Source organism: Variovorax restrictus (assembly GCF_051216715.1).
Classification (GTDB): Bacteria; Pseudomonadota; Gammaproteobacteria; order Burkholderiales; family Burkholderiaceae_C; genus Variovorax.
In genome coordinates, this window is record NZ_JBPJZH010000001.1 from 1,445,306 (window position 1) to 1,460,853 (window position 15,548).

Annotated in this window: 16 protein-coding genes; 12 read left to right on the forward strand and 4 right to left on the reverse strand. The window is 68.1% G+C overall.

Annotation, left to right across the window (positions count from 1 at the left end; genetic code table 11):
• From ACSFA0_RS06735 to ACSFA0_RS06780, 10 genes are all read left to right on the forward strand, one after another.
• On the forward strand, window positions 1-771 hold the full coding sequence (locus tag ACSFA0_RS06735) for an ABC transporter ATP-binding protein (RefSeq protein WP_435449437.1): 771 nt from the start codon (window positions 1-3) through the stop codon (window positions 769-771).
• A gap of 1 nt (window position 772) precedes the next feature.
• Window positions 773-1,789 (forward strand): NAD-dependent epimerase/dehydratase family protein, encoded by a 1,017-nt coding sequence (locus ACSFA0_RS06740; RefSeq protein ID WP_435449438.1) that lies wholly within the window; start codon window positions 773-775, stop codon window positions 1,787-1,789.
• On the forward strand, window positions 1,782-2,585 hold the full coding sequence (locus tag ACSFA0_RS06745) for an SDR family NAD(P)-dependent oxidoreductase (RefSeq protein WP_435449439.1): 804 nt from the start codon (window positions 1,782-1,784) through the stop codon (window positions 2,583-2,585). The genes ACSFA0_RS06740 and ACSFA0_RS06745 overlap by 8 nt, the downstream gene beginning before the upstream one ends.
• Window positions 2,586-2,622: 37 nt before the next feature.
• Window positions 2,623-4,044: a dihydropyrimidinase gene (gene hydA, locus ACSFA0_RS06750; RefSeq protein WP_435449440.1), complete on the forward strand. Its 1,422-nt coding sequence runs from the start codon at window positions 2,623-2,625 to the stop codon at window positions 4,042-4,044.
• A 12-nt stretch (window positions 4,045-4,056) separates the two neighbouring features.
• A complete protein-coding gene (locus ACSFA0_RS06755) occupies window positions 4,057-4,809 on the forward strand; it encodes an aspartate/glutamate racemase family protein (RefSeq protein ID WP_435449441.1) in 753 nt (250 codons plus the stop codon).
• 29 nt (window positions 4,810-4,838) lie between these two features.
• Window positions 4,839-6,005, forward strand: coding sequence for an MFS transporter (locus tag ACSFA0_RS06760; protein ID WP_435449442.1), 1,167 nt, complete (start codon window positions 4,839-4,841; stop codon window positions 6,003-6,005).
• A gap of 216 nt (window positions 6,006-6,221) precedes the next feature.
• Window positions 6,222-7,310 (forward strand): ABC transporter ATP-binding protein, encoded by a 1,089-nt coding sequence (locus ACSFA0_RS06765; protein ID WP_435449443.1) that lies wholly within the window; start codon window positions 6,222-6,224, stop codon window positions 7,308-7,310.
• A gap of 49 nt (window positions 7,311-7,359) precedes the next feature.
• Complete coding sequence (locus ACSFA0_RS06770; protein WP_435449444.1) at window positions 7,360-8,403, forward strand: ABC transporter substrate-binding protein; 1,044 nt, start codon at window positions 7,360-7,362, stop codon at window positions 8,401-8,403.
• Between the two features lie 26 nt (window positions 8,404-8,429).
• On the forward strand, window positions 8,430-9,290 hold the full coding sequence (locus ACSFA0_RS06775; RefSeq protein WP_435449445.1) for an ABC transporter permease: 861 nt from the start codon (window positions 8,430-8,432) through the stop codon (window positions 9,288-9,290).
• Entirely contained in the window at window positions 9,287-10,102 is an 816-nt protein-coding gene (locus ACSFA0_RS06780; RefSeq protein ID WP_435449446.1) for an ABC transporter permease, read from the forward strand. The genes ACSFA0_RS06775 and ACSFA0_RS06780 overlap by 4 nt, the downstream gene beginning before the upstream one ends.
• Window positions 10,103-10,141: 39 nt before the next feature.
• On the opposite strand, the gene argF is transcribed toward ACSFA0_RS06780, so the two are convergent.
• A complete protein-coding gene (argF, locus tag ACSFA0_RS06785) occupies window positions 10,142-11,074 on the reverse strand; it encodes an ornithine carbamoyltransferase (protein WP_435449447.1) in 933 nt (310 codons plus the stop codon).
• The gene (locus ACSFA0_RS06790) at window positions 11,071-12,276 is read right to left on the reverse strand and encodes an aspartate aminotransferase family protein (protein WP_435449448.1); all 1,206 of its coding nucleotides are present in this window, start codon (window positions 12,274-12,276) and stop codon (window positions 11,071-11,073) included. The genes argF and ACSFA0_RS06790 overlap by 4 nt, the downstream gene beginning before the upstream one ends.
• Window positions 12,277-12,437: 161 nt before the next feature.
• On the opposite strand from ACSFA0_RS06790, the gene ACSFA0_RS06795 reads away from it, so the two are divergent.
• Window positions 12,438-12,764: a DUF3579 domain-containing protein gene (locus ACSFA0_RS06795; protein WP_435449449.1), complete on the forward strand. Its 327-nt coding sequence runs from the start codon at window positions 12,438-12,440 to the stop codon at window positions 12,762-12,764.
• Window positions 12,765-12,838: 74 nt separating this feature from the next.
• Window positions 12,839-13,525 (forward strand): alpha/beta fold hydrolase, encoded by a 687-nt coding sequence (locus ACSFA0_RS06800; RefSeq protein WP_435449450.1) that lies wholly within the window; start codon window positions 12,839-12,841, stop codon window positions 13,523-13,525.
• Window positions 13,526-13,776: 251 nt separating this feature from the next.
• On the opposite strand, the gene ACSFA0_RS06805 is transcribed toward ACSFA0_RS06800, so the two are convergent.
• Window positions 13,777-14,745 (reverse strand): chemotaxis protein, encoded by a 969-nt coding sequence (locus ACSFA0_RS06805; RefSeq protein WP_435449451.1) that lies wholly within the window; start codon window positions 14,743-14,745, stop codon window positions 13,777-13,779.
• Window positions 14,746-15,065: 320 nt separating this feature from the next.
• Entirely contained in the window at window positions 15,066-15,383 is a 318-nt protein-coding gene (gene rpsT, locus ACSFA0_RS06810) for a 30S ribosomal protein S20 (protein ID WP_435449452.1), read from the reverse strand.
• Between the last annotated feature and the right edge of the window lie 165 nt (window positions 15,384-15,548).

Here is a 15,548-nt window from a genome sequence, read left to right on the forward strand (position 1 = left end):
ATGAGCCTCATCACCATCCAGAACGTCACGCGGCTGTTCGACGACCCGAAGCGCAAGAGCGCAGTGAAGGCGCTCGACAACGTGAGTGTCGAGGTCGGCCGCAACGAATTCCTCTGCCTGCTGGGCCCCAGCGGCTGCGGCAAGTCGACGCTGCTGAACCTCATCGCCGGCTTCGACCATCCGACCGAAGGCACGGTGAAGGTCGGTGGCCAGGTGGTCACGGCGCCCGGTGCGGACCGCGGTGTCGTCTTCCAGCAGCCCACGCTGATGCCCTGGCTCACCGTCTGGGAGAACGTCGCCTTTCATCTCACGATGCAGGGCGTCGGCAAGGACATCCGCCGCAAGAAGGCGCAGCACTTCATCGAGATGGTCAACTTGAAGGGCTTCGAGAACCACTTCCCGAGCGAGCTGTCGGGCGGCATGAACCAGCGCGTGGGCATCGCGCGCGCGCTGCTCATGAACCCGGAAGTGATCCTGATGGACGAGCCCTTCGGTGCGCTCGACGAGCAGACCAAGATGGAGATGCACGGCGAGCTGGTGCGCATCTGGCGGGAGAGCCAGAGCACCATCGTCTTCGTGACGCACGGCATCGACGAGTCGCTGTCGCTCGGCACGCACGTGGCCGTGATGTCGGCGCGGCCGGGCCGCATCCGCGAAATGATCAAGATCGATCTGCCGCGCCCGCGCGACCCCACCAGCCCGCAGTTCAACGACACCAAGCGCCACATCCTGTCGCTGTTGCGCCCCGAGCCGGTCGCCACGGAAGCCTGAGGTGTCGACCTTCATCACCGGTGCCTGCGGCTTCGTCGGCCTGGCGCTGGCCGAACACCTGATGTGGCGCGGCGAGAACGTGGTCGGTTTCGACCGCACACCCTTGCCGCCTGCCGCGTTGAAGGCCTTCGACGGCCTATCGGGCCGCTTCAGCATGGTGGTGGGCGACGTGCGCGACGCCGACGCGCTGCGCCAGGCTATGGCGCTGCACCGGCCGCAGCGGCTGGTCACGCTGGCCGCGATCACGGCCGATGCGAAGCGCGAGCGCGCCACGCCGGGCGCGATCTTCGACGTCAATGTCGGGGGCGTGATCGCTGCACTCACCGCCGCGGCCGACTGTGGCGTGACGCGCGTGCTGCATGCGAGCTCCGGCTCGGTCTATGGAGCGAGCGGCGAAGGTGCCGCGGCGCTGCACGAAGACGCCACGCCCTTGCGCCCGGAGGGCCTGTATGGGATCTCAAAGCAGGCGGCCGAAGGCGCCGCGTTGCGCCTGGCCGCGCTGCACGGGCTCGACCTGGTGGTCGGCCGGCTCGGCACCTGCTTCGGCCCGTGGGAGGCCGACACCGGCGTGCGCGACACGCTCAGCGCGCCGCTGCAGGTGCTGCGCCTGGCCGAACGTGGCGAGCCGGCCGTGCTGCCGCGCGACAGCCGGCGCGACTGGCTCTACGTGCGCGACGTGGCCGCGGCCATCAGTGCGCTGCTCGACCGCCCGCAGTTGCCGCACGCTGTCTACAACGTGGCGGCAAGTTTCATGGGGTCGATGAGCGACTGGTGCGACGCGCTCGCCGCGCAGCATCCGGACTTCGCCTGGCGCCTGTCGCCCGAAGGCGAGCCGACCAACGTCGACTACTACGCGCCCTACGATCGCGCGCCGATGGACATCGCGCGCCTGCGCACCGACACCGGCTTCGCGCCGCGCTTCGACCTCGCCGCAGCGGCGAAGGATTTCCTGGCCTGGCGCGAGCGCCATGGCGCCGCCCCACGCACCGCGCATGCCGCTTCGCACGCCCATGTCTGAATCCGCTTCTTCGTCGATCGCGTCCGCCCGCATGGCTGGCCAGGTGTGCATCGTCACCGGCGCCGCGTCGGGCATCGGCCGTGCCATCGCACGCACGCTGGCCGCGCACGGTGCGACCGTCGTCGTAGCCGATGTGACCACCGAGGTCATCGAAGGCGGCGCGCCGACGGCCGAGGTGATCGCCGCCGAGGGCGGTCACGCGGTCTTCGTCTCGACCGACGTCGCCCGCACCGAGCAGGTCGACGCGCTGGTGGCGCAAACGGTCGCGCGCTTCGGCCGGCTCGACGTGCTGGTCAACAACGCGTGCATCCGCCACGCGCGGCCGCTGCTCGAGCTCGAAGAAGCCGACTGGCAGCGCGTGCTCGACGTGAACCTGTCGGGCGTGTACCGCTGCTGCCGCGCCGCGGTGCGGCAGATGGTGACGCAGCCACTGGTCGACGAGGTGCGCGGGCGCATCGTCAACCTGTCGTCGCAGCACGGCATCATCGCGGCGCCCGGCGACCTGGCCTACGGCACCAGCAAGGCGGCCATCGCCTATCTCACGCGGCAGGTGGCGGCCGACTACGCGGCGCAGCAGATCGTCTGCAACGCGGTGGCGCCGGGCAAGATCCAGACCGGTGCCGGCGGCCGCGCCGTCGACCCCGTGGTGATGGCACGCGCCGAGCGCCGCACGCCCTGGCCGCGCCTGGGCCGGCCCGACGACGTGGCCCGCGCCGTGCTCTTCCTGGCCAGCAGCGACGCCCGCTTCGTGACGGGCGCAGAACTCATGGTCGACGGCGGCTGGATGGCCGCCTGAACCGTTCGACCCCACACACTTTCAATAGACGCACCCCATGCCTGATTTCGACCTCGTCATCCGCAACGCGAAGGCCATCACGGCCAGCGACACCTTCACCAGCGACATCGGCATCCGCGACGGCCGCATCGTGCAGCTCGGGCTCGGCCTCGGCCCGGGCGCGCGCGAGATCGACGCGGCCGGCCGCGCCGTGACGCCGGGCGGCGTCGACGCACACTGCCACCTCGACCAACCAATGCCGCCGCCCATGCGCAACGCCGACGACTTCAACACCGGCACGCGCTCGGCGGCCTGCGGCGGCACGACCACTGTCATTCCCTTCGCGGCGCAGCAGAAGGGCCAGTCGCTGCGCGCCGCGGTGGAGGACTACCGCGCGCGCGCGGCGGGCAAGGCGCACGTCGACTACGCGTTCCATCTGATCGTGAGCGACCCGACGCCCGAGGTGCTGAAGGTCGAGCTGCCCGAACTCATCCGCGAAGGCTTCACCTCGTTCAAGATCTACATGACCTACGACGACATGAAGCTCGACGACGGCCAGATCCTCGACGTGCTCGACGTCGCGCGCCAGCAGGGCGCGATGGCGATGATCCACGCCGAGAACGCCGACTGCATCGAGTGGCTCACCAAGCGACTCGAAGCCGCTGGACGCACCGCGCCGCGCTACCACGCGCATTCGCGCCCGATGCTGGTCGAGCGCGAGGCGACACACCGCGCCATCGCGCTGGCCGAGCTGGTCGACGTGCCGATCCTGATCGTGCACGTGTCGGGCCGCGAGGCGGTCGAGCAGATCCGCTGGGCGCGCGCGCATGGCCTGAGCGTGTTCGCGGAGACGTGCCCGCAGTACCTCTTCCTGACGGCCGAAGACCTCGGCATCGACGACAGCTACAAGGGCGCGAAGTGCGTCTGCAGCCCACCGCCGCGCGACAAGGCCAACCAGCAGGTGATCTGGGACGGCCTGAACGACGGGCTCTTCACCGTGTTCTCGTCCGACCACGCGCCCTTCAAGTACGACGCGCCCGAAGGCAAGAAGCCCAACGGCGAAGAGGTCGGCTTCCGCCACATCCCCAACGGCATCCCCGGCATCGAGACGCGCATGGCGCTGCTGTGGTCCGAAGGCGTGCTGGCCGGCCGCATGACGCCGCACCGCTTCGTCGAGCTGACCGCCACCGGCCCGGCCAAGGCCTATGGCCTGCACCCGCGCAAGGGCAGCATTTCGATCGGCGCCGACGCCGATCTGGTGATCTGGGACGAGCGCGACTTCATCCTGAAGAACGAGCAACTGCACCACGAGGTCGACTACACGCCCTACGAAGGCATGCGCCTGAAGGCCTGGCCGGGCCTGACGCTCAGCCGCGGCGAGGTGGTGTGGGACGGCAGCGACTTCCATCCGCAGCCCGGCCGTGGCCAGCTGCTGGCCTGCGGCGCGCCGTCGCTGATGCCGGCACGCCGCGCTGCCTGAGCGATCGATGCCATGCGCCTGCTCATCATCAACCCCAACATCTCGGAGAGCGTCACGGCGCTGATCGAGGCCGAGGCGCGCCGCACGGCCGCGCCGGGCACGGAAATCACGATGAAGACCGCGCCCTTCGGCGTGGCCTACATCGAGACGCGCTTTGAGGCACTGATCGGCGCCTACGCCACGGCGCAGGTCGCGGCCGAGCATGTCGAAGGGCACGACGCGGTAATCGTTGCGGCCTTCGGCGATCCGGGTTTGAGCGGACTGCGCGAGGCGCTGCCGGTGCCGGTGCTGGGGCTCAGCGAATCGGCGCTGGCCAGTGCCTGTCTGCTGGGCCATCGCTTCTCGATCGTCGCGATCTCGCAGCGCATCAGCGCCTGGTACCGCGAGGTGGTCGAAGCGAACGGGCTCATCGGCCGGCTCGCCAGCATCCGTGCGCTCGACCAGCCGCTGGCCGGCATCGGCAGCGTGCAGACCGACCATGCAGAAGCACTGCGCGCGCTGTGCGAGCGTGCGGTGTCCGAAGACGGTGCCGAAGTGATCATCCTCGCGGGCGCGCCGCTGGCGGGCCTGGCGCGTGCGGTGCGCGGCGAACTGCAGGTGCCGGTGGTCGACGGCGTGTCGAGCGCGGTGCGCCATGCGGAGACGATGGTGGCGCTGGCGCCGGGCAAGGCGCGCAGCGGCAGCTTCGCACCGCCGCCGGTCAAGCCCAACGCGGGCCTGCCCGACGCCATCGCGCGCCTGCTCGGCTCCGGGGCGGCCCCCTGACCACGCCCCTCGGCCGCACGCTGCCCGCCATGACGGCGGTGCAGGCGGTCGTGGCCATGGGGGCCTTCTCGCTCTCGGTGCTGGCGCCCCAGTTGGGCGTCGACCTCGGCACGCTCGGGTGGCTGGGCACCACGCTGTTCGGTGTCGGCGCGCTGTCGTCGCTGGCGAGCGGCTGGCTGATCGGCCGCGTCGGCGACCTGCCGCTGGCGGGGCTCTGCATGGTGTGCGTGCTGCTCGCGATGCTGTGCGTGGTGGCGGATGCGTTCGGCCTGGGCCCCGCGCGCTGGTCGCTGTGGCCGGCCGCGGTGCTGCTCGGTCTGGCCTTCGGGCCGGAGACACCCGCCAGCGCCGCCGTGCTGTCGCGCGTGACACCGCCCGCCCGGCGGCCGTGGGTCTTCTCGATCCGCCAGACCGGCAACCAGATCGGCGCCGTGGCCGGGTCGCTGCTGCTGCCTTCACTGATGCTGGTGCATGCGGCGCTGGCCTTCGGGGCGGTCGCCGTCTTCGCACTCGCCGTGGCGCTGTGCTGCTTCGCGCTGCAGCGGGTGGACGGCGCGCCGCCTGCCGTCCGCCCCATGCCGTCGCCCGGCGCGGCCCTCGATGCGAGCGGGTTGCGCGCACTCGCCGCATCGCCGGCGCTGCGGGTGCTGACGGCCACCACGGTCGTGCTCATGGCCACGCAGGTGTGCCTCAACTTCTTCACCATGAGCCATGCGGTGCGCCATTGGTCGCTGCCGGTGCCTGTGGCGGCCGGCTGGGTGGCGCTGATGCAGGCGGCGGGGCTGGTCGGCCGCTTGCTCTGGGGCCGCGTGGCGCAGCGGCCGGGCGTGTCGACCATGTGCCTCGTCGGCGTGCTGGGGCTGATGATGGGTGCCGCCGGCCTGGCGCTGTTCCTGTGGCCGGGGGTGCCGCCGCCCGCGGCGCTGGCCCCGCTGCTGGCCGTGCTGGGGCTCAGCGCCAGCGGCTGGAACGGCGTGATGGTCGCCGAGATCGCCCGGCTGGCCGGCCCCGATCGCGCCGGCGCCGTGAGCGGTGCGGTGCTGCTCTTCGGCTACGCCGGCCTGGCGCTGGCGCCGATCGGCTTCGCCGCGCTCGGTGCCGCGGCGGGGACCACGACGGCCTTCGCGGTCCTGCTCACGGCCGCCATGGCGATGGGTCTGCGCTTGCTGGTGGCGCGGCCCTCATCGCCCGCGTAGCGCCTTCGCCCGCCTTTTTCGGTGCATTTGTTCGAGAGGTTGTATCCAATTCAGTGCCGGATTGCACCAAATAATGCCGGTCATGCTTTGCGCATGATTGCGTCCGTTTCCAGCGGCAATGGAGAACACGGTCTCGCCGCGACGTTGACGATGCAAAAGAGCGTCCCGCGCACATTGGATACAAAACATGGCATGCCGATTGCATGTGCGTCCGCCATGGATTCGACCACCGGACAAAGCCTGACGCTCGACGACATCGTGCATCGCTATGCGGGCTCGCTGGCGGTCGACCATGTGACCCTGGAAGTCCAGGCCGGCGAACTCGTCGCGCTGCTGGGCCCGAGCGGCTGCGGCAAGACGACGCTGTTGCGCATCATCGCGGGCTTTATCCAGCAGACCTCGGGCAAGGTGGTGGTCGGCGGGCGCCGCATCGACGACCTGCCGCCGGCGCGGCGCCAGGTCGGCATCGTGTTCCAGAACTACGCGCTCTTCCCGCACATGACGGTGGCGGAAAACGTCGGCTACGGGCTGGCGGCGCGTGGCACCGACCGCCAGGCCGCCCGCAAGCGGACCGCCGAGATGCTGGAGATGGTGCAGCTCGGCCACCTGGCCGACCGCCTCACCAAGCAGCTGTCGGGCGGCCAGCAGCAGCGCGTGGCGCTCGCCCGCGCTCTGGCGATCGAGCCGCGCGTTCTGTTGCTCGACGAGCCCTTCTCGGCGCTCGACAAGAGCCTGCGGCTGGACATGCAGATCGAGATCAAGCGCATCCAGCGCGCAGCGGGCACCACCGCCATCATCGTCACCCACGACCAGGAAGAGGCGCTCGGCATGGCCGACCGCGTGGCCGTGCTGAGCCAGGGCCGTCTCGAGCAGTTCGCCGCGCCGTCGGCGGTGTACGACACACCGGCGACCTATTTCGTGAACCAGTTCGTCGGCACCGCGAACGTGCTGCCCGGCGTGCTGGGCGAGGTGTCCGGTGGGCAGGCCGGGGTCCGGCTGGACGACGGCACCTGGCTCGCCGCGCGGGCGCCGGTCGGCGTTGCGCCGGGCGCGCGGGTGGTCGCCTGCATCCGGCCCGAGAACATGCGGCTGGATGCGGACACCGCGTCGGACGGCCTCGAAGGCACGGTCGAACTGGGCATGCCCCTGGGCGCCACCATCGTCCATGAGATCCGCACCGCCTCGGGCCTGCGGCTGAAGTTGTCCGAGCCCCGCATGCCGGGCATGGGGCCGCGCACCGCCGGCACGCGCGTCCGGTTGCGGCCCGCATCGCCCGAGGGCGTCACCGTGTTTGCCGCGCCCTGAGATCCCGCTTCGTTTCGTCTTCACTTCCACTCTTTTCACGAGGTCTTCCATGGAACTGTCCCGTCGTCATCTGCTCGGCAGTGCGCTCACGCTGAGCGCGATGCAGCTCTTCCCAGGTATCAGCCAGGCGCAGGCGCGCAAGCTGGTGTTCGCCACCTTCACCGGCAGCTGGGAAGAGGCGCACCGCGACGTGCTGGTGCCCGCCTTCAAGAAGGCAAGCGGCCAGGACGTGCTGCTCGACGCGATGCTCTCGGTCGACCAGATCGCCAAGGTCGCGGCGGCGCGGAACAACCCGCCCATCGACGTGATGCTGCACGATCCGGGTCCGGCGCTGACGGCGATCGGGCAGGACCTGGTGGAGCCGTTCCCGGTCGCGTCCAGCAAGAACTACAAGGACCTGATCCCCGAGGCGCAGGACCCGATGGGCCCGTCGATGTTCTTCCAGGTCGTGGGCCTGACCTACAACCCCGAGAAGATCAAGACGCCGCCGACCTCCTGGGCCGACCTGTGGAAGCCCGAGTACAAGGGCCGCGTCGGCATCACCAACCTGAATTCGACGCTGGGCACCGGCTTCCTGGTCGAGATCGCGCGCATGCACGGCGGCGGCGAAGGCAATGTCGAGGAAGGCTTCAAGGCCATCGACAGGCTCAAACCGAACCTGGCTGCGGTGGCCGCCAACCCGGGCGCGCTGGCCGCGCTCTACCAGCAGGGCCAGATCGACATCAGCCCCGGCAACTTCAACGCCATCCAGATCCTCAAGGCGCGCGGCGTGCCGGTCGAATTCGTGGCACCGAAGGAAGGCGCCATCGCCTTCAAGACCAGCATCCACATCGTCAAGAACTCGCCCAACAAGGCGCTTGCCGCCCAGCTCATCGACGTGGCGTTGTCGCCGGAGGTCCAGGGCAAGCTGATGCAGGCGCCCTACCTGGTCGTGCCGACCAACGGCAAGGTCAAGATGGAAGGCGAGATCGCCAAGGTGCTGGCCAAGGACACGGCCGAGATGAAGAAGAAGTTCGTCTTCCAGGACTGGAAGAAGATCAACGAGAACCGCGCTGCCTGGATCGACCGCTTCAACCGCGAGATCAAGCTTTGATGGGGCGCTGAGCGCGAGCACGCACGATGACCGCCGCCGTCCTCAAGGGTCCGCCCGTCACCGGCTACAGCCTGGCCTTCGCCACGCCGCTGGCGGCGTTCTTCGTGCTGTTCTTCCTGGCGCCGCTGCTGCTGCTGGTCGTCATCAGCTTCTACGCCACGCCGGAACTCAAGTCCTTCGGCTTCGACCAGTACGTGAAGATCGCGACCGACGGCTTCACGCTGCCGGTGCTGTTCGACACGCTGTGGCTCGGCCTGCAGACCACGCTGCTGTGCCTGCTGCTCGGCTACGCGCTGGCCTGGTGCTACGTGCGCAGCCCCGGCAGCCTGCAGAAGCTGCTGATGCTGGCCATCCTCATGCCGCTGCTGACCAGCGTGGTGGTGCGCACCTTCGCGTGGGTCGTGATCCTCGGACGCCAGGGCATCGTGAATTCGGTGCTGGCGGAGTTCGGCTGGATCGATGCGCCGCTCAAACTGCTCTACACCCGCGGCGGCCTGATCGTCACGCTGGCCAACGTGCAGCTTCCGCTGATGGTGCTGCCGCTCATCACCGCCTTGCAGAAGCTCGACCCGAACCTCGAAGACGCCTCGTCGGCGCTCGGCGCCAGCGCGCTGCGCACCTTCGTCAAGATCACCTTGCCACTCACGCTGCCCGGGATCGTGGCCGGCTGCCTGCTCACCTTCGCGGCCAGCATCACCGCCTTCATCTCGCAGTCGCTCATCGGCGGCGGCCAGATGCTCTTCATGCCGATGTACATCTACCAGCAGGCCTCGTCGCTGCAGAACTGGCCCTTCGCCGCGGCGATTTCGCTGGTCTTTCTCGTCGCGGTGATGGCCTGCGTCAGCGTCTTCAACCTTCTCGGGCGGCTCAGCCGCGCAAGCGCATGAGTGCTGGGCGCAAATACGAAGGCTCGGCCATCGCCTTGACCGGGGTGCTCGGCGCCATCGCGACCATCGCAACGGTGCTGCTGCTGGCGCCGACCGTCATCGTGATCGTGCTGTCGTTCACCAATGGCTTCTCGCTCAAGTTTCCGCCGCCGGGCTATTCCTTTCGGTGGTACGCCTCGCTGCCCGACGCCTTCCAGCTGCAATACGCGGCACTCAACAGCCTGAAGGTGGCCTGCGCATCGACGCTGCTCGCGGTGGTGCTGGGGGTGGGCGCCGCCATGGCCATCGCGCGCTCGGAGAAGGCGATGGCGCGGGTGCTCGACTCCTTCTTCATGTCGCCACTGATCCTGCCGGCGCTGGCCTTCGGACTGGCGTCGCTGATCTACTTCTCACGCATCGGCATCCAGCTGTCGCTCTGGACCCTGGTGATCGGCCACACGGTGGTGGGCGTGCCCTACGTCATTCGCACCACGGTCGCGGCGCTGTCGCAGTTGCCGCCGGCCCTGCTCGAGAGTTCGGCCAGTCTGGGCGCGAGCCGCGCGTACACCTTCCGGCGCGTGACGTTGCCGCTCATCGCGCCGGGCGTGGCAGCGGGCGCGTTCATCTGCTTCATGTCCTCGTTCGACAACGTGCCCGTGTCGCTGTTCCTGCGCGACGCCTCCACCGACATGCTGCCGATCCGCATGTGGCAGGACCTGGAAGGGCGCCTGGACGTGAGCATCGCCGCCGTCTCCACCCTGATGGTGCTGGTGACGCTGGTGCTGATGATCGTGATGGAGCGGCTCGCCGGCATCAGCAAGCGCATCCGTTAGCCCTCCGCCCGTCGGCGGGGGGAGGCTGTTTCGGCGCGCTCAGACCGCCAGTCGCCCCAGCAGCAAGAATTCCATCAACGCCTTCTGCACGTGCAGGCGGTTCTCGGCCTCGTCCCAGACGACCGACTGCGGGCCGTCGATGACATCGGCCTCGACCTCTTCGCCGCGGTGCGCCGGCAGGCAGTGCATGAAGAGCGCGTCGGGTTGCGCGATGCGCATCATCTCGGTGTCCACGCACCAGTCGGCGAAGGCGGTCTTGCGGGCCTCGTTCTCGGCCTCGTAGCCCATGCTGGTCCAGACGTCGGTGGTCACCAGGTCGGCACCGCGGCAGGCTTCCATCGGGTCCTTGAAGACCTGGTAGCTCTCGGCCGAGCGGATACCCGCGATCGACTGGTCGACCTCGTAGCCGCTGGGCGTGCTCACATGCACCTTGAAGCCGAGGATCTCCGCGGCCTGCAGCCAGGTGTTGGCCATGTTGTTGCCGTCGCCGACCCAGGCCACCGTCTTGCCCTGGATTGAGCCCCGATGCTCGATGAAGGTGAAGATGTCCGCCAGGATCTGGCAGGGGTGGAACTCGTTGGTCAGGCCGTTGATGACGGGCACGCGCGAATTGGCGGCGAAGGCATCGATCTTGTCCTGGCCGAAGGTGCGGATCATCACGATGTCGACCATCCGGCTGATGACCTTGGCGCTGTCCTCGATCGGCTCGGCGCGGCCCAGCTGGCTGTCGCCGGTCGTCAGGTTCACGACCGAGCCGCCCAACTGGTACATGCCGGCCTCGAAGCTCACGCGCGTGCGGGTGCTGGCCTTCTCGAAGATCATCGCCAGCGTGCGGTCGACCAGCGGCTGGTGGCGCTCGTAGGCCTTGAACTTCTTCTTGATGATCGCGGCGCGTTCGAACAGGTAGGCGTAGTCGTCCGCCGTGAAGTCGGAGAACTGCAGGTAGTGCCGCAGGGGGGCTGTGGTCGTCATGGCGCCGGCTCCGCGAGGAAGGCCTTCACCAGCGGCGCGAGGATGGCGACGATCTCGTCGGCCTCGGCCACGCTCAGGATGAGCGGCGGCACCAGGCGGATCACGCTGTCCGCCGTCACCGACAGCAGCAGGCCGGCTTCGCAGGCGCGGTTGAGGATCACGCCGCAGGGCCGGTCGAGCTCGATGCCCAGCATCAGGCCCTGGCCGCGCACTTCCTTCACGCCGGCCAGGCCCTCGAATTCGCGCTCCAGGGCCGCCTTCAGGTGGGCGCCGACCGTGGCCGCGTTCTCGAGCAGCTTGTGCTCTTCCATGATGCGGATGGTCTCGTTGCCGGCGCGCATGGCCAGCGGGTTGCCGCCGAAGGTGGTGCCGTGGTTGCCGGGGCCGAAGATGTGGGCGGCGCGCGGGCCGGCCACCACGGCGCCGATCGGCACGCCCGAGCCCAGGCCCTTGGCCAGCGGCATCACGTCGGGCACGATGCCGGCCCACTGGTGCGCGAACCACTTGCCGGTGCGGCCCATGCCGCACTGCACCTCGTCGATCATCATGAGCCAGTCGCGCTCGTCGCACAGGGCGCGCACCTGCCGCATGTACTCCAGCGCCATCGGGTGGATGCCGCCTTCGCCCTGGATGGCCTCGAAGAACACCGCCACCACGTTGGGGTTGCCTTCGGTCGCCTTCTTCAGCGCGTCGATGTCGTTGAGCGGCACGCGGATGAAGCCCTCGACCAGCGGGCCGAAGCCCTTCTGGATCTTCGGGTTGCCGGTAGCCGACAGCGTGGCGATCGAGCGGCCGTGGAAGGCCGCCTCGTAGACCACGATCTCGGGGCGCTCGATGCCTTTGTCGTGGCCGAACTTGCGCGCCAGCTTCAGCGCGGCTTCGTTGGCTTCGAGGCCGGTGCAGCAGAAGAAGACGTTGGTCATGCCGGCCAGGTCGGTCAGCTTGGCGGCCAGCTTTTCCTGGCCGGGCACGTGGTAGTAGTTGCAGCTGTGGATGATCTTCGCAAGCTGGTCCTGCAGCGCGGGCACCAGTTCGGGGTGGTTGTGGCCCAGCGTGTTCACCGCGATGCCGCCCAGCCCGTCGAGGTAGGCGCGGCCGTTCGTGTCCCAGACTCGGCAGCCCTGGCCGTGCGACAGCGCGATCGGCAGTCGACCGTAGGTGTTCATGACGTGGGGCGAGGTGGGCTCTGCGATGGCACTCATGCGGTTCTCCGGGAAAGGGAAGGCGATTCTAGGCGGGGGGCTTTGCGGCTTTGTTGCTGATTCCGCATCGCAGCAATGTCGGTCGAGATGCCGTCGGGCGAGCCCGCGGATAGAATCTTGTGCGTCGCAGCACAACGCTTCGCGGCGCTTTCTTCCCACCGATGATTTCTCCCCGCGCCAAAGAAGTTTTCATCCAGGGCATCACGTCCGACGGGCGCACCTTTCGCCCGAGCGACTGGGCCGAACGGCTCGCCGGCGTGATGAGTTCCTTCCGCCCGGGCGGCGCGACGCCCGGCAGCCACCTGAGCTATTCGCCCTGGTGCGTGCCGACCAGCGTCGGCGGCGTGAAATGCGTGATCGTCCACGCCGACCTGCGCGACCACGACGTCATGGCCTGGGATTTCGTCATGAACTTCGCGCGCGACAACGGCCTGCAGATCGCCGAAGCCTGCGCCGTGCCCGACACACCACCGCCGGCCAAGCCGTGAGCCTCAGAGTGCACCGATAGATCCTGCAAATCCCGACCGAATTCACTTGCCCGGGAGGAGCATTTCTGGTGCTGATGCAGACACTTCAAGACGACCGCGAATCATTCGAGGTCTCAGTTCGAAAAGCGGCCATAGGTTCGCCTGTCGTCCTCTTTTCAGTTGGATCGGGCGGTCAACCGGAACGACTCGCTACGCTGTTGGACGCCTTGGCCGAATCTGGCTGCACGGTTGTCGCACCACATTTTGCAAGCTTGGCTTCAACGACCCCGACTGAGGAGGAACTGACCGTTCGGGCGAGACGCCTCACCCTGGCACTGGATGCATTTATTGAGCCCTCCGCAAGAGCGATAGGCGTAGGGCATTCGATCGGTGCGGCCATCCTCGTCGCAATGGCCGGAGCTCAATTGTGGTTAGGGCCAGGCCGTCGCGTCAGCATCGCACCGGACCGTCGCTTTGAACGTCTGGCCCTTTTGGCGCCGCCAACTGGTTTTTTTCAAGCTTCGAACGCACTCGATGCAGTGCGTGTTTCGATTCTGGCGTGGGTGGGATCGGCCGATAGCATCACCCCGCCAGCCCAAACCGAATGGCTCGCACGCGCCATGCACGACTGGAATGTTGTGAATGTCCGTGTCACCGAAGGCGCTGGCCATTTCTCGTTCATGGACGTTCCACCGCCGCAGACCGCTGAGCCACACCCCGACAAGCAGGCGTTTCTGCAAGAGTATTCGAATGAGATCTGCAAGTTCGTGGGAGCCGCGTAGAGCGAGCAGGAGGGCGTGTGCGTCTCTGCGGCCTATGCGCGTCGTCGAGCATAGATTCGCATGGGTGCTTTGGGTCACTCAGAAGTACGGCGGTGGCCCCGAGGATCACATGGCACCTCCTCTTGGGCCTCAGGTTTGAGGCTCAGAGGTGTCTAGCGAGTCCGGGGCGATTCACCAGTACCGGATCGGCATCCTTGCGATCCCACATCCCACAGAGGCGCGGCCCGACGAGGCGCGCGTGTGCGGCGTTTCTAGCGTCGCGCCAGCAGCATGCGCTCGATGGTTTCAGCCAGTTCCTGTGCGACGAACTTGCCCACGAAAGCATCTGCGCCGACGCCCTTGGCATGCACCTCGTTCGTCGTGCCGGTGAGCGACGAGTGGATCACCACGGGGATCGAGGCGAAGCGCGGGTCGGCCTTGATCTTGCGCGTCAAGGTGAAGCCATCCATCTCGGGCATTTCCAGGTCGGTCAGCACCAGGGCGATCTTGTCGGCCGCGGTCTTGCCCTCGGCCTTCGCGGCATCGGCGATCGCCTCGAGCCGATCCCAGGCTTCCTTCCCGGACTTGGTCATTTCGTGCGCCGCGCCCATCGCCGTCAGCCCGTGCTGGATCAGCGAGCGGGCTAGCATCGAATCGTCCGCCGCCAGGATGATGGAACCGGGGCGCAGCTGAACGCGCACGTCGACCGCTTCGTCCTTCGTGTCTTCGGCGGCAGGCGGCAAGACGGTGCGCAGAATCTGTTCGACGTCCAGCACCTGCGCCAGCCGTGTGTCGTGGGTGTCGCCATCGAGCCGGGCGATGCTGGTGATCAGGCCGCTGGACGATGTGCTTCCCTCGGCGGACAGCACCTGGCTCCATTCGAGCCGCACGATCTCGTCCACCTCTTCGACGGCGAAGGCCTGGGTCGTCCGGGCGTACTCGGTCACGAGCAGGATGTTGCGTCCGTTCTTCGGCACGCATCCCACGGCACTCGCCAGGTCGATCACGGGCATCAGCTGACCACGGATGTTGGTCACGCCCAGCACGTGCGGTGACGAGCCGGCGACCGCGGTGATCGAGGGCGTCACGATGATCTCGCGCACCTTGAACACGTTGATGCCGAACAGCTCGCGCCGATCCGATTGCGGCGACTCGCCCAGGCGGAACAACAGCAGTTCCAGCCTGTTGCTGCTGGTGAGATTGGTGCGCTCGTCGACTTCGTTCAGAACGGTGGTGCTCATGGTGTCCCCGGGGGTGGTGTTGGTGGAGGCGGTGATTGGATGCAGGCCCGACGGGATTGCTATCGGCAGCCGGCGGCACTTCCAACAGGGGGTGTTCCACGAAAAGCGTGCGGATCTGCACGATGCCACCGTGCAGATCGTTCTGGCAGGAATGGCGCGGGCCGGCGGTGCGGCGCCCGCCGATCAAGCGCCGCGCCCAGGGGACGCACATGTCGAGCGCCCATGAAAAAACCGCCCGAAGGCGGTTTTTCACTTTGCTGCAGCGCACCCCTGTCAAACGGCGGACCGGCGAACCGGTCCGGGCTTGGCCTGACGGAAGGTCAGGCGGCGGCGGGCGCCGGTGCGGCCAGGGCGAGTGCCTTGACCTTGGCCGAGAGGCGACTCTTGTCGCGCGCAGCCTTGTTCTTGTGGAAGATGCCCTTGTCGGCGACGGTGTCGACGATGCTCTGGGCCTTGGCGAAGAGTTCGGTGGCCTTGGTCTTGTCGCCGGCCAGCACGGCCTTCTCGACGTTCTTGACCGCGGTCCGGTACTTCGAGCGCAGCGAGGTGTTCGCCGCGTTGATCTTGACGTCCTGGCGGACGCGCTTGCGGCCCGACGCGAGGCGCGGGTTCTTTTTCTTGGGTTTTGCGGATGCCATGTTTTAGGTTCCTGGTGTCTGGGGATGATGCAGCAAAGCCGAACATTATAGCCCGGACCTGGCTCGCCCCCAGGCTTGCCCACGTCGTGTGGCCTCCCTCCCCCTACCGGGGGCGATGCCAGCGGCCCGGCGAAGCCGGTTCCGCGGCATCCCTGGCGAAGAGGG

Coding starts and splice junctions, on each gene's coding strand:
- ACSFA0_RS06735 (WP_435449437.1), top strand. CDS start 1: ATGAGCCTCATCACCATCCAGAACGTCACGCGGCTGTTCGACGACCCG.
- ACSFA0_RS06745 (WP_435449439.1), top strand. CDS start 1,782: ATGTCTGAATCCGCTTCTTCGTCGATCGCGTCCGCCCGCATGGCTGGC.
- hydA (WP_435449440.1), top strand. CDS start 2,623: ATGCCTGATTTCGACCTCGTCATCCGCAACGCGAAGGCCATCACGGCC.
- ACSFA0_RS06755 (WP_435449441.1), top strand. CDS start 4,057: ATGCGCCTGCTCATCATCAACCCCAACATCTCGGAGAGCGTCACGGCG.
- ACSFA0_RS06760 (WP_435449442.1), top strand. CDS start 4,839: ATGACGGCGGTGCAGGCGGTCGTGGCCATGGGGGCCTTCTCGCTCTCG.
- ACSFA0_RS06765 (WP_435449443.1), top strand. CDS start 6,222: ATGGATTCGACCACCGGACAAAGCCTGACGCTCGACGACATCGTGCAT.
- ACSFA0_RS06770 (WP_435449444.1), top strand. CDS start 7,360: ATGGAACTGTCCCGTCGTCATCTGCTCGGCAGTGCGCTCACGCTGAGC.
- ACSFA0_RS06775 (WP_435449445.1), top strand. CDS start 8,430: ATGACCGCCGCCGTCCTCAAGGGTCCGCCCGTCACCGGCTACAGCCTG.
- ACSFA0_RS06780 (WP_435449446.1), top strand. CDS start 9,287: ATGAGTGCTGGGCGCAAATACGAAGGCTCGGCCATCGCCTTGACCGGG.
- argF (WP_435449447.1), bottom strand. CDS start 11,074: ATGACGACCACAGCCCCCCTGCGGCACTACCTGCAGTTCTCCGACTTC.
- ACSFA0_RS06790 (WP_435449448.1), bottom strand. CDS start 12,276: ATGAGTGCCATCGCAGAGCCCACCTCGCCCCACGTCATGAACACCTAC.
- ACSFA0_RS06795 (WP_435449449.1), top strand. CDS start 12,438: ATGATTTCTCCCCGCGCCAAAGAAGTTTTCATCCAGGGCATCACGTCC.
- ACSFA0_RS06800 (WP_435449450.1), top strand. CDS start 12,839: ATGCAGACACTTCAAGACGACCGCGAATCATTCGAGGTCTCAGTTCGA.
- ACSFA0_RS06805 (WP_435449451.1), bottom strand. CDS start 14,745: ATGAGCACCACCGTTCTGAACGAAGTCGACGAGCGCACCAATCTCACC.
- rpsT (WP_435449452.1), bottom strand. CDS start 15,383: ATGGCATCCGCAAAACCCAAGAAAAAGAACCCGCGCCTCGCGTCGGGC.